Source organism: Desertivirga brevis (genome assembly GCF_017355835.1).
This window is the reverse complement of sequence record NZ_JAFEWF010000001.1, coordinates 776,096-789,064: the sequence shown is the minus strand read 5'-3', so window position 1 is coordinate 789,064 and position 12,969 is coordinate 776,096. Positions and strand designations below refer to the sequence as shown.

General features: G+C 42.6%; 9 protein-coding genes and 1 tRNA gene. 6 read left to right on the top strand and 4 right to left on the bottom strand.

What is annotated here, in order from left to right:
- Nucleotides 1-11 precede the first annotated feature (11 nt).
- Both J4N25_RS03470 and J4N25_RS03465 read right to left on the bottom strand, forming a co-directional pair.
- A complete protein-coding gene (locus tag J4N25_RS03470) occupies nucleotides 12-1,199 on the bottom strand; it encodes an App1 family protein phosphatidate phosphatase (RefSeq protein WP_207420752.1) in 1,188 nt (395 codons plus the stop codon).
- Complete coding sequence (locus tag J4N25_RS03465) at nucleotides 1,165-1,452, bottom strand: hypothetical protein (RefSeq protein WP_207420751.1); 288 nt, start codon at nucleotides 1,450-1,452, stop codon at nucleotides 1,165-1,167. Before J4N25_RS03465 ends, J4N25_RS03470 begins: the two co-directional genes overlap by 35 nt.
- A 285-nt stretch (nucleotides 1,453-1,737) precedes the next feature.
- Here J4N25_RS03465 and J4N25_RS03460 point away from each other — a divergent pair.
- The 6 genes from J4N25_RS03460 (at nucleotide 1,738) to J4N25_RS03435 (ending at nucleotide 10,135) form a co-directional block, all read left to right on the top strand.
- Nucleotides 1,738-1,811 (top strand) — tRNA-Pro (locus tag J4N25_RS03460).
- Nucleotides 1,812-1,997: 186 nt separating this feature from the next.
- Nucleotides 1,998-2,612, top strand: coding sequence for an RNA polymerase sigma factor (locus J4N25_RS03455; RefSeq protein WP_242695765.1), 615 nt, complete (start codon nucleotides 1,998-2,000; stop codon nucleotides 2,610-2,612).
- A gap of 99 nt (nucleotides 2,613-2,711) precedes the next feature.
- Nucleotides 2,712-3,839: a FecR family protein gene (locus tag J4N25_RS03450; RefSeq protein WP_207420750.1), complete on the top strand. Its 1,128-nt coding sequence runs from the start codon at nucleotides 2,712-2,714 to the stop codon at nucleotides 3,837-3,839.
- A gap of 146 nt (nucleotides 3,840-3,985) precedes the next feature.
- Nucleotides 3,986-7,348: a TonB-dependent receptor gene (locus J4N25_RS03445; RefSeq protein ID WP_242695764.1), complete on the top strand. Its 3,363-nt coding sequence runs from the start codon at nucleotides 3,986-3,988 to the stop codon at nucleotides 7,346-7,348.
- Between the two features lie 14 nt (nucleotides 7,349-7,362).
- Entirely contained in the window at nucleotides 7,363-9,159 is a 1,797-nt protein-coding gene (locus J4N25_RS03440; protein WP_207420749.1) for a RagB/SusD family nutrient uptake outer membrane protein, read from the top strand.
- Between the two features lie 10 nt (nucleotides 9,160-9,169).
- Nucleotides 9,170-10,135: a metallophosphoesterase gene (locus J4N25_RS03435; RefSeq protein WP_207420748.1), complete on the top strand. Its 966-nt coding sequence runs from the start codon at nucleotides 9,170-9,172 to the stop codon at nucleotides 10,133-10,135.
- Nucleotides 10,136-10,208: 73 nt separating this feature from the next.
- Here the strand turns inward: J4N25_RS03435 and J4N25_RS03430 are convergent, their stop codons facing one another.
- Nucleotides 10,209-11,090, bottom strand: coding sequence for a DUF6562 domain-containing protein (locus tag J4N25_RS03430; RefSeq protein WP_207420747.1), 882 nt, complete (start codon nucleotides 11,088-11,090; stop codon nucleotides 10,209-10,211).
- Nucleotides 11,091-11,182: 92 nt separating this feature from the next.
- Nucleotides 11,183-12,931 carry a DUF885 domain-containing protein gene (locus J4N25_RS03425; RefSeq protein WP_207420746.1) on the bottom strand — a complete coding sequence of 583 codons (1,749 nt, stop codon included), beginning with the start codon at nucleotides 12,929-12,931 and terminating at the stop codon, nucleotides 11,183-11,185.
- Nucleotides 12,932-12,969 lie beyond the last annotated feature (38 nt).

Genomic DNA, 12,969 nt, shown 5'->3' with positions numbered 1-12,969 from the left:
CAGAAATTGTGTCACAGCTCTTCCTTTCCAGCAACCTCCCCAGTATCCATGTCCTTATCCTGTTTAATATCCGGAAGCTCCTCCACAAGAATCAATCCTAGTTTAGCCGCATGGTCCGCCGCCTCTTTTGCCGTATCGACCACCAACATATCCACACCTGCATTGCTTATTTCATCAGCTATCTGTGCGGCAGCTTTTTCTTTCCGCTGGTGTTGAACATCGCGTATATAAATAGCAAGAACACGGTCTGGAAAGCGTTTGACAACTTCTTTATAGATCACCGGATCATCTTGTCCGCTATCGCCAATTAACACGAACTTCAACAGAGGATAGGTGGTAAGGATATTTGTTATCTGTTTTAGCTTATGATCCTGATGGTTCCCGCTACCGCTAAACTTTAAGCCGTTAAAACCAAAGTCTCTCAAAAGCAGAGGGCCCTTTGGGATATCGTTCAGGTCCATGTATTCTGTAAGCAAATCGTACATATTCCAGGGACTGCTCGATACATAGAAGAAGGGATTATTCCTTTTGCCATTCCTGCCGAGTTGAAGGGCGCGGTAAAAAGCAGAAACGCCGGGAAAAGGAAGCCGGGTATGGGCGTTGCGAAGGAAAACCGTACTTGCCATCGCCAAAACATTGGTAGCAGAGGTTTGGACGATGGTATCATCAATATCACTTATAATACCGAATTCGGAATCGAAGGGAGGGATCAGGATCTCAGCACTAGCTTTGCTTTTACCTTCAACCGGAAAAGGAGCCCTGTGGAGCTCCAGCTCTGCGCTATGCCATATATCATCCAAGTTGATGATATCATCGGGGGAAATGTTTAATTCGAAATATCCTTCTTCATCCGTGGTAATAAAATGTTCTTCATGGAGATGCTTGATACGGATCACTGCATGTGGCACCTCGTCGCTCTCAAATCGCTTGTACATATTCACCAGGTTGGTAAGAATACTGTCCCTCGAGGTTGACGCCTTCAGCAGTTTGTCCTGCAGTACCCGGCCTTTAATAAAAAGCCGGTTAGTTGTACCATAGCTCCGATAGGGAACAATCTGTATTGGATCGTTCAAGTTAAGCTTCGTTTTTAAAGCAGAAAAGAAATTATCGAAGTTATCTTCCAGCCTTAGCAAATGCTTATTCAAAAACTCCTTCAATACCATATCAGGAGAAACGTGTGCTTTGATTTTCGATTGCATTACCTAAAGCTTTCAAATCCTCGCTGTTCAGATCGAAAGTTCCTTCATCCAGAAGGGCCCAGCCGTTTTTAGTCTTTTGCACTAACAAGTTTGGCGCATTTCTGCTTGCCACCGTTTCGCTTCTCGGATTAGTATCCTCATCAAAGGCATCGGTACTTTCAAGAGCTATAGAAAATATATTGTCTTCGAGAGGAGTAACAGTAACATCTGTTCTTACTCCTTTGATCGGAAAATGCGTTTTAAATCCAGGCATACTGCTTTTTGAAGTCTAAATTGTTGTTAAAAGCTAAAAAGAACCTACATATAAACTCAAACGTGATGATCATCGTTAGTCCTGCAGGTTTTTAAAGAAGACAATTATGTAGACATATAGTTTGATAGCAGGGAAATTAGCGCCAGGTCAAAAAATATTCCCTTGTTAATCAGAGTTATGCAACTACTATTTCGAAAAAGCTCAATTTTCTTTGTTTAAGATTTTTGACAAAGCCTTTAAAACTCTATATTTGCATCACCAAAAACAAAAGGTGATACCGCCAATCGGGGTGTAGCGTAGCCCGGTATCGCGCCACATTTGGGATGTGGAGGTCGTAGGTTCGAATCCTGCCACCCCGACTAAAAGAGAGAATATCTCATAAAAGGCCCTTAATCGAAAGATCAAGGGCCTTTTTCATTCCATATATGCCACCTTACACTTCCCATCCCCGATCATCTAAAATGGTAGCGAATACTTTTAACAATAATATAACCTAACTTAACAACTATCACCAGAGCTCAAATTTATATTTGAAGCGGGAGATTATGATGTTAACCAGAGATACAGCGGTAACTGAAGAAAGGGCTTTAATTGAACAGCTTAGGGAAGGAGAGATACTTGCTTTTGAAGACTTATACAACAAGTACAAACGGCCCCTTTCTATGCACATACTCCGCTTGGTAAAGTCTCAGGACATAGCAGAAGATATTCTTCATGATCTTTTTATCAAAGTCTGGCATCACAGGTCCCGCTTAAATCCAGACCGTTCATTCAAATCCTATCTTTACAGAATTGCAGAAAACCTGGTGGTGGATCTATTCCGGCGTGCAGCTCTCGATCAAAAGTTCAGGAACAATATGATCGGAAGCATGGATCTTAATTACTCGCACATTGAGGAAAGCCTGGATATTAAGGAAAAAAAGCAATTACTGGATCAAGCCCTGCACTTGCTTCCCCCACAGTGCCGATTAGTTTTCACGCTTTGTAAGATCGAAGGGAAAACATCAGAAGAAGTGGCTAATCAACTAAACGTTTCTCAACACACTATCAGTAACCATTTGGCAAAAGCAAGTAAGGTTTTGCGGCGCTTCCTTATTCTAAATATGAAAGATACTGCGCCATATTCTCTTATCTTCTTAATTTCAAGGCTTCTCAACTAGTAAGAACCCTCCCAATGTTAAGTTTAGGTTAAATCGCATTTTTGGAGTAGTTATATTTTAACGCCTGCCCGTATTGGAGATGTTTTTATTTATAAAGCATTGAAAAGCGACAATAGAATACAGATCCTGTTCAGGAATTATTTGAATAACACTTGTACTGAAAGTGAAATCAATGAGCTATTTGATCATTTTGGACTAACAGATGATCAAACCCTATTGAGGCGACTAGTCAGGGCTGAGCTGGAGAAGGAGGAAATTGAAAATAATGGTGTTGATGAACTAGTAGATCGGGTAGATCTAAGAATAAAAAACTTTGTCAGCAACATACACGCGCCGGTGCAAGAACCTGCGCCAGTCAGAGCAGTAACCCCTCTTTGGAAATGGCTTATTACTTCAGCTGCTGTACTTACTATTATCTCAATATCAGGGCTATTACTACGCCACACTCCATGGAATAGAGTTAAAAACGTCTATTCTGAAATACCTGCTGGAAAACCTGAACCAGCTACAGAACGAGCATTTTTCACCAGTGCTGACGGGAAGAAAATGATTTTAGATAGCACCTCTTCAAACCAACTTCCCAACACCCCTCAGGTTTCTGGCATTAATACACTTAACACGCCTAAGGGCGGAACTTATAAGGTGACACTTGCTGATGGCAGTATAGTGTGGTTAAACGCGTCTTCTGAATTGAAATATCCAGGAAGTTTTTCAGCCAATGAAAGAAAAGTATTTCTTAAGGGAGAAGCCTTCTTCCAAATAAGTAAGGATGCAAGCAAGCCTTTCAGGGTGGTAGTCGAGGGGAGGGTTATTGAAGTTCTAGGAACCACTTTCAATGTTAACGCTTACCAGGATAAGGTTCAAGCCACCCTGGTAGAAGGAAGTATCAGGATCTTAAATCAAAGCAAAGCATCGCTTTTGCGTCCCGGAGAACAAGCAATTATATCAGAAAATGGAACTGCTGTCAGTCCTGTTAATATCGAACCTAGTATCGCGTGGAAGAAAGGAGATTTCTATTTCCAAAACGACGATTTTATAGAGATCATGAACGAGATTGAAAGGTGGTATGATATCAGGGTAATCTATACAGGTTCTATTCCCCCTCGCAAATTTGTTGGTTCAATCAGCCGGAAGGTTGAGCTTTCAGAAGTGCTTGAAATGTTGAAGGAGGTTACCGGGGCTTCCTTCAAGCTAAAAGGCAGGACCTTGCAGGTCAAGTTTAATTAACTATTTGAAATAAGTATGAAAAAAAGGAGAAATTGAAATTTAGACAAGGAAAAAAGCAATAAGAAAGGGAGCGTTTGCGGCACTCCCCGGTATTAAGGCCAGTATGCATTAAGACAAAACGAATAATCACCTTAACATTCAAAGATATGAATTATTTCTATCCTGGGCATGGTATGTCCGGAGGGCAATACACATTAATACAAAAAATTCTTCTCATTATGAAGATGACGATCTTTTTGATAGTCGCTTTTAGCTTCGGGGTAAGAGCCAGCGGTTACTCCCAATCGGTAAGGCTTTCAGCAAAGTCTATAAGTTTGGAAGAGGCAATTTCAGAAATCAGCAAGCAAACTAACTACCGGTTTTTCTATGATCCTCAATTGTTGGCGCGGGCCACAAAACTATCGGTTGAGCTACACGAGGATAATGCTGAAGCTGCGTTAAAAAAGCTTCTAAGAGGCCAGAACCTCACATACCGGATCATTGCTGGTACCATCACTATTGTTGAACGTAAAAGAACAGACCTGGAAATAACGGGTACTGTTAGAGATTCTACAGGGGTACTACCCGGAGCCTCGGTGTTTGTAGAGGGAGTCAACGGCAAGGCGGTAGTAACCGACCAGAATGGACGCTACCGTATCCGGATTCCAGATAACAGCACCCTTGTGTTCAGGTTTATCGGGTATGAAGATCAGAAAGTTAAGGCAAATGGACAGACGGTGATCGATGTGGTTATGGTTCCTGCAGCTTCCTCCCTTGAAGAAGTTATTGTAGTGGGCTATGGATCGCAGAAGAAGAAAAACGTTACCGGAGCAATATCATCGGTTCAGGCAGATGTTATCACCCAATCTCCTGTTGCTTCCGTATCAAGTGCCCTCGCCGGTCGTTTACCAGGCTTAATTGCTGTTCAGCCAAACGGGATGCCGGGAAATGATCAATCTGTATTAAACATACGCGGGTTTGGAGAACCTCTGGTTCTTGTAGATGGCGCAGAGGCTAATCTTAATTCGGTAGATGCTACCGAGATAGAATCTATTTCGGTATTAAAAGATGCATCGGCTGCAGTGTACGGATCCAGGGCCGGGAATGGTGTAGTATTAATCACTACTAAGCGAGGTAAGATTGGAAAGCCGGTGATCACGCTCAACTCGAGTTTTACAGCGCAGGGCGTAACAGCTATGCCCGTTGCAGGAAATGCGGGAATGTATGCCCAAATTTTAAGGGAAGGACATATTCAGGGAGGGCAACCGGTAGCTACTGCACCTTATACCGAAGAAGAGGTTCAGAAATTTTTCGACGGTACAGACCAGCAATACCCCAACACCAATTGGTTTGATGTGCTTTTAAGGGACTGGGCTCCACAGCAGGATCAGAACCTTTCTGTAAGGGGAGGAAGTGATAAGATCAAATATTACGGATTCCTGGGTTATTTAAAACAGGAAACTGTTTGGAAAAGAAGTGGAGCAAGCTTTGAGAGGATCAACCTCCGATCAAATATAGATGCAACAATTACTCGCGGACTTACTTCCAGGCTTGACTTCTCAACTAATCTTAAAAACGGAAAGTACCCCAACCGGAATATGGATATCAACAATACTATTTGGGCGGATCTATGGAACACTCGTCCGGTATTTCCGGCAGAATTTCCTGATCCTACAAAAATTCCCTTTGCAGAGGGAGGCGGTACTGGCGGAGCACACATTACAGGAAACAGGGAACTTTCAGGTTATTCAGATTACCGGAACCAGGACTTGAGATTTGTTTTTGACTTAAACTACGACGCGCCTTTTGCTAAGGGATTAAGTGCAAAGGCACTTGTTAGTTATATCCAGGGTTACGGCTCTACAAAGAACTTCCAGAAACCTGTATCTTTCTATAAATACGATTACGCAGCCGATATCTATACATTGGCTGGTACTTTCGGTTCTACTGCTAGCCTTAACATGGGCAGGAACAGCAACCGGCAGATACTGACACAGGGTTTCTTAACTTATGATCATACGTTCGCAAAGAAACACGACCTGGGCATGCAACTTATCTATGAAGCTATCGATTACTTTAACGATGATGTACAGGCTACACGTTCTAACTTTCTTACTCCTTCTATTGACGAGATGCTGGCCGGTAGTACCAATGGTATGACCAATAGCGCCTTAACCAATGAAATGGGGCGGAAAAGTTATATCGGCCGACTGAATTATACGTTCTCGAACCGCTACATTTTTGAAGCAAGTTTAAGGGCCGACGCCTCAGCTAAATTTCCATCATCCTCCCGTTGGGGATATTTCCCAGGCGCCTCATTCGGATGGCGGATTGAACAGGAACCCTTTATGAAACGCTTTTCTGCAGTAGAATCTCTTAAACTTCGCTTAAGTTATGGAAGTGCAGGAAACGATAATACGGGAAATTTCCAATATATGACCGGCTACTCAATAACAGATAAAAACAATGGCGGTACCTATATCTTCGGCAGTACCCGTTACCCGGGTATCGTTTCCAGAGGTCTTGCCAATCCAGATCTTACCTGGGAAAAGTTAGATATCTATAATGTGGGTACCGATGTATCTTTATGGAAGGGGGCACTTTACGGTAGTTTTGATGCCTTTTATCGTGAGCGTTCAGGTATCCTTGCAAACCGCCTGATGACGGTACCTTCTTCTTTCGGTTCAACACTTCCTCCTGAAAATATTAATAAGACAAATACAAGAGGCTTTGAATTGTTGTTAGGCACTTCAAGAAAGAACAGGGATTTTACCTGGGATGTAAGTGCAAATATTTCCTGGTCACGCTCTAAATGGCAGTATTACGAAGAACCTGTATATACCGATGCAGATCAGCAAAGACAGAATCAAAGGACCGGAAACTGGACCGACAGAACCTTTGGCTATGTATCTGATGGTTTATTTACCAGCCAGGAGGAGATCAGCAACCTCCCATACGACCAGGATCAGCGGAAGAATACAACCCTGCGCCCGGGTGATGTAAAATACCTGGACACAAATAGCGATGGTGTTATTGACTGGAAAGATCAGGTGGAGATCGGGAAGGGCACCACACCCAATTGGATGGCGGGCTTTAATGCTGGGTTCGGCTTCAAAGGCTTCGATCTTTCGTTCCTGTTCCAGGGCGCCATAGGCCACTACGTCAGAGCTTCGCTTCCTCAATACTCAACGGCGTTTTTCGAAAACCGCTGGACCGAGGCTACCAACAACAAGAATGCCTTGATTCCCCGTCTTGGTGGTGCATCTTCAAACGGCTGGCTGTCTGACTATAACTTAATTAATGGTAGTTACATGCGGTTAAAAACACTTAATGTGGGATATACCATTAAAGGAAGGTTCCTTAATTCTATCAAAGTGCAACGGCTTCGGGTTTATGGAGCAGGCGCTAATCTTCTTACTTTCAGTAAGCTGAACAAGTATGATCTGGATCCTGAAAGCCCTTCAGGTGTGGGAGGGATGTATTATCCTCAGCAACGAAATCTTACGGTCGGTCTTGATCTAACTCTATAATCAAATTAGAAACCATGAACAGAAAAATATTCTATATACTAATGCTGGCGGGTTTGGTAGTATCCGCATGCCAGAAAGATGTACTGGACAAGGCACCCCTTGATATTATTCCTGATAATATGATCTGGAATGATCAAAGCCTTGTTAACTCTTACCTTACGGGCGCCTATGTAAATACGTCTGTGCTTACTAACGATTCGGAGGATGTGCAGAACACCTCCAAACCTTTCTTCACCATGTTCTTTGTAAATAATGTGAGTGATGAGTCTAAAAGTACATCTAACTTTTCAGGTAACGCTTACCGTTTTAAAACAGAGGGACTAAAAATTTCCGGGGGAATGATGGAATGGTGGGAAAAGCCTTACGTGATCATCAGATCTCTGAATGAGCTGATTGAAAAGCTACCTTCGTCAACCCTTAGCGACGACTTTAAAAAAGAAAAAATTGCCGAGGCTCGATTCTTGAGAGCCTTCAATTACTTCAACATGGTGAAAAGGTATGGCGGGGTTCCCTTGATCACCAAAGTTCAGAGTATTAGCGAACCTGAAGCTGAACTTTTTAAACCTAGAAATAGCGAGAAAGAACTATACGATTATGTGATTAAAGAATCGCTCGAAATAAGTGAAATACTGCCGCCTGTTCAGGAAGACGCAGATTGGGGTAGACCAACACGGTACGCGGCACTGGCTCTGGCTTCAAGAGCAGCGCTTTATGCCGGTAGTATTGCAAAATATGGAACTGTCCAACTGAACGGGCTACTAGGTATACCTGCATCAGAATCAGCTGCCTATTTTGAGCAGTCTTCCCAAGCTTCAAAAAAGATCATAGACGAGGGGAAATTCAGGCTCTACAACGAGGTTCCCGACAAGGTGATGAACTTCCGGAACCTCTTTTTAACAAAAAAGAACTCAGAAGTGATCTTTGCCAAACAACATGACGGCAGTGATAAGGATTTTGCAGGTGCAGGCTGGTCGTATGATTATTTCCAATGCCCTTATCCTAATGGATGGGCAAATGGCATCCATGACGCCCCTTATCTGGAATTTGTTGAATCATTTGAAAATGTCGATGGATCGCCTTCAAAGCTCGACCCTGCAACACTTTCATCAAAACTTTGGACTATACAGGAGCTTTGGGGTAAGAAAGATCCCAGATTTCATGCTACTGTTTATACACAGGAAACTTCCTGGCAGGGTAGGAAATTGCAATTCTATAATGGAGTGAGAACTTCAGAGGGCACTATCACCACAACGGGATCTTACAAGGGAATTTTGGCTAATGGAGATCAGAAAAGTACCCAAACTGGCTTCGGTGTACTGAAATATCTTGATGAATCAAAAGATAACGGCAATAGCTCAACGGCCGGCATATTTGGCTCCAAGCAGGATTATATTGTGTTTCGTTATGCTGAGATCTTACTGAACTATGCTGAAGCCTCTTTCGAGTTACAAAAGGAGGATCAGGCTTTGTGGGCCCTGAATGAGATACGCGACCGCGCAGGGATCCCCGATCTCACTGCAGTTACCATGGAAAAGATCAGGAACGAACGTAAGGTAGAGCTTTCCTTTGAAGGTCACCGTTATTGGGATCTGAGGAGATGGAGGCTGGCAGAGGAAATCCTCTCGAAAGATATGCGTGGCTTGCGGTATGTACTGGACTATGCAACGGGCAAATATATCTTATCCATCAGAGAGAAGGTTGACGGCACAGTTCGCTCTCCAATATTCCTCAAAATGAATTATTATTTCCCTATTACCCTTGCTCGTACGGCTAACAATAAGGCATTGGTAGAAAATCCCGGATACAATTAAAGCACTGTAAATGAGAAAGAATATTGCATATACAATCCTGCTGACAGCAGGATTGCTGATCGGGCAAATTGCCACTGCTCAAAAGTTTACCATCCCCATTTTTCCAGATACACAGGGAGAAGTAGGTTCACGAAATGACATGTTTTTAAGTCAGATCAACTGGATCGTGAAACAAAAGGAAAAGCTAAATATTCCAATGGCACTACATGTGGGCGACCTGGTTAACTTTGATAATTTCAATCATTTCGAAGTTGCGAGTAAGGGACTGGAGATACTGGATCAGCAGCGCATTCCCTATGCTATTGCTGTTGGAAATCATGATACTGAGGCCGTGGGGGAGTTCAGCGGCAGTGCTGCTCCTGGAAATGTAAATCAGAACCTGAGAAAAACTTTCAAGCTAAACTCTTACTTCCCCTATACCCGCTTTACAAATCAACGGGGCCGGTATGAGAACGACAAGATAGACAATTCGTATTATACATTTAAAGTAGGTGATACCAATTGGCTGGTTATAAGTATGGAGTTTTGCCCAAGATTGGGGGTGATCAATTGGGCAGGCGATATAGCCAAGGCCTACTATAATTACAATGTTATCCTACTTACTCACTATTACCTCACTGGCAAAGGAGAAATTGCAAAGAACAACGCCGGGTACGGCGATTTTAGTCCTCAGGATATGTTCGATAAGCTCGTAAAGAAGCATCCAAATATATTGATGGTACTGAGCGGACATGTAATGAGTACGGCTCTGAAAGTTGATAAGGGAGACGCCGGAAATTCAATTTACCAGATCCTGCAAAATTACCAGAATGAGGATAATGGAGGCGGTTACCTTCGGCTGCTAACAGTCGATATCGACAAAGGCCGTATAGACGCCGAGATGTATTCTCCGTTCTATAACAAGGCAAAAAAAGACTCTTCGGCTTTTACTATTGACAACGTAAAGTTTTTGAAGATGTCTGATTATAAGAAGTAGGGTTATTTTAAGGACGAAAATATAAAGCCCCGGATGATCTCCGGGGCTTTATGCTAAATTACCTATGTATTCTTTAGAAAATAATCGGGTCTGTAGGAGGCAACCACTGAGGATTTACCGATATAGAAAAGTTTGCAGAGGGACTTCCCGCCGGGGTGAAAAGACGACCGCGCAATAAAGTAACCTTATTTTTGTGACAGCTAACATTGCTTACTACCTTTTCAGCAGTCATTGTCTCCCCAGAATAAGCTCTGATGGTAACAGTCACCGGAGCAGCTGTATTTCCCACGTACATAAATAGCTTCTTGTTGGGCTTGTTCTCATCGTTACGGCTCAAAAAGAAGGTTCTGGTCTTAGTGGTTTCCGCATGATATACCGGTTCATCACGCTCCATACTATAACTGTCTGCTTCATTTTTAACCGAGACCGTGATCTTTCCCGTATTTAAAGGGATCGGATCGGTTAGCGTTATCTCCAATGCCGATACAATTCTGTCTAATCTCACCTGTTGCTGTATGTCCTGCTGGCCTACAGTTAAAGATATCTTTTTCGTAAACGTGTCATACCAATCCCCACGAGGCATAAAGTAGACAAGATGAGGGGTAACATAACCATTCCCTCTGAAAGCCGCGAAATAGATCGTGTATTTTCCCGGAGCAAGAACATCATTGATCTGCCCAAAGTTGCTCATGGTCGAATCCTGAATGATCGATTTAACAAACATACCTACGGAGTCATACACATGGTACTCCAGCTTGCTTGAATAATTAAGGAGGGTGTCGCCGAGGGCCGAAGTTTGAGCTCCCTTTTTGTAATCCACGACTTGTTGGTCGAATTCCGAAACAGTAAACCGAACGTTTACCTTTTGGTCATTTTGTTCCGCTTCCAACTCGTTTTTTTTGCAGGAGACTAACAGAATAGTAGCCGCCATGATCGAAAATAAAAGATGTTTCATAAAGGTTAGAATTTATTATGTGATTAATTTAATTAGTTACAGTTCAGGACTAAATTAAAAGCACATAATAAAAACAATTGTTTTCCCTAAATTCACTGATTTTCCAATAGTTGCGTATTCGCCCAGTGGTACAAACCTATTTCAATTGCATGGAAGGGAATAGCGCCATTTTTTAAAAGCTCATGGTGAAAGTCTGATAACTTGAATCGCTCGCCCAAAAGTTTTTGGTATTTGTTTCTGAGTTCAAAAATCTTCATTTCACCGAGCTTATAAGTAACAGCCTGACCAGGTAATACCATGTACCTGTTAACTTCTAGTTCTGCTAATTCAGCAGACAGAGCCTGATTGTCGCTAACCAGCTTAATTGCATCTTCCCGGGTCATTTTACCCGTGTGTAAGCCAACGTCCACAAGTAAACGAATCGCGCGATGAAGCTCAAAGGCCTTCGCCCCAATCCTCTGCCAGATATCCTTGTAGCATCCCAAGCTATCTCCAAGTGATTCGGAATATAGTCCCCATCCTTCCACGAATATGGGCAACATGGCGTTTCGGCGAAAGGAGGGAAGCTCTTTACTGGATTTTTGCAGCGAAATTTGCAAATGATGACCGGGAATCCCCTCATGTAAGAAAAGAGCTTCCATAGGCCAACCGGTCAAATTCACTTCCTCTGCCTTTTCTATAGGAATAAAAAAAGTGTTGTTAGCATAATAAGGTGGAGCTGAATTTACCCTATAGGAGGGAACGGTTCTGATCTTCAAATCGTTTATTGCCTCATATCCTTTGAAGTAAGCAGGCAACCTGGAAATTACTCTATCAGAAATAGCTTTGTAAGAAAGTAATACCTCTTCCGCCGTTTTGTAAGGCTTAAATTCCGGGTTACTCTTCATATAATTGAACAGCTCTATATTAGTCCCCTTGAACCCTGCCTTTGCTTTTAGCGATGAAATTTCTTCGGAAATCCGCTTAAATTCGTTAGACCCTATGTTATAGATCTCTTGAGGGGTTATTTGCAAACCTGTATAATAGTAGATGTAATTTGCATACATGTCCGCTCCGTTTCTCATACCCGAAATTCCGGGACTCTCACTAGCTGCAGGAAGATATTCTTCAGCCAGGAATACTCTCAGCTTTTTATACGCAGGCAGAACCGATTTTCGTATAACGTTATCATAATCCTGCCTCATTTGTAGCTTAGTATCCCCAGAAAAGCTTGGCGGAAAACGTAGAAGAGGAGAATAAAACACGCTTGTCTCAGACATGCTGATGGTATCAATCTGCCCAATTACTTTTAAAACAATCACCCTTGGAAGTACAACACCCTGTTTTATGCCTTCTCGCATGTTTTTAATTGCTGTCCCAGTCCATGTCTCGAAAGCCAGCATCTTATTTAAAAAGGACTTATAATCAAGAAGCGATCTGAAGGATTGTCCATTACCCTGCGCCATTTCTGGTAATCTCAAATGCCAGGAATAATATTGGTTTATGGGGTATAGTTCCGGTCTGCACTCCTTATAGCCAATTTCCCGGGCTATGATGTCCTGCAAGGTAATCAGCGACAGTCGGTCATCCAGGGTCAATGAGTTCGCTTGGTAGAGTGACAAACGGCGCTGCCAGCGTGAGTAGAAATTTTGCTCCTCATTTACAAAATCTTTGGTTCCTTCCCTGAGCAACAATTGGGAGTCGTATAAACTACCTGAAAAATAGAGCCGGTTCTTTTCTTTTTGATAATCCTCAAAGTCCTGATGGAGAGGAACGTTCGGAATTGCTTGTGCAAAGCCAAGATTATGAACAAGCAGCAAAAATAAAAGGAGTGCAGCAAAAGATTTAGGAATAGGGCACATTGATATAAAGACTTGAGCTACGAGAAATAAGGTTCTTA

Coding starts and splice junctions, on each gene's coding strand:
- J4N25_RS03470 (WP_207420752.1), bottom strand. CDS start 1,199: ATGCAATCGAAAATCAAAGCACACGTTTCTCCTGATATGGTATTGAAG.
- J4N25_RS03465 (WP_207420751.1), bottom strand. CDS start 1,452: ATGCCTGGATTTAAAACGCATTTTCCGATCAAAGGAGTAAGAACAGAT.
- J4N25_RS03445 (WP_242695764.1), top strand. CDS start 3,986: ATGAATTATTTCTATCCTGGGCATGGTATGTCCGGAGGGCAATACACA.
- J4N25_RS03435 (WP_207420748.1), top strand. CDS start 9,170: ATGAGAAAGAATATTGCATATACAATCCTGCTGACAGCAGGATTGCTG.
- J4N25_RS03425 (WP_207420746.1), bottom strand. CDS start 12,931: ATGTGCCCTATTCCTAAATCTTTTGCTGCACTCCTTTTATTTTTGCTG.
- J4N25_RS03455 (WP_242695765.1), top strand. CDS start 1,998: ATGATGTTAACCAGAGATACAGCGGTAACTGAAGAAAGGGCTTTAATT.
- J4N25_RS03430 (WP_207420747.1), bottom strand. CDS start 11,090: ATGAAACATCTTTTATTTTCGATCATGGCGGCTACTATTCTGTTAGTC.
- J4N25_RS03440 (WP_207420749.1), top strand. CDS start 7,363: ATGAACAGAAAAATATTCTATATACTAATGCTGGCGGGTTTGGTAGTA.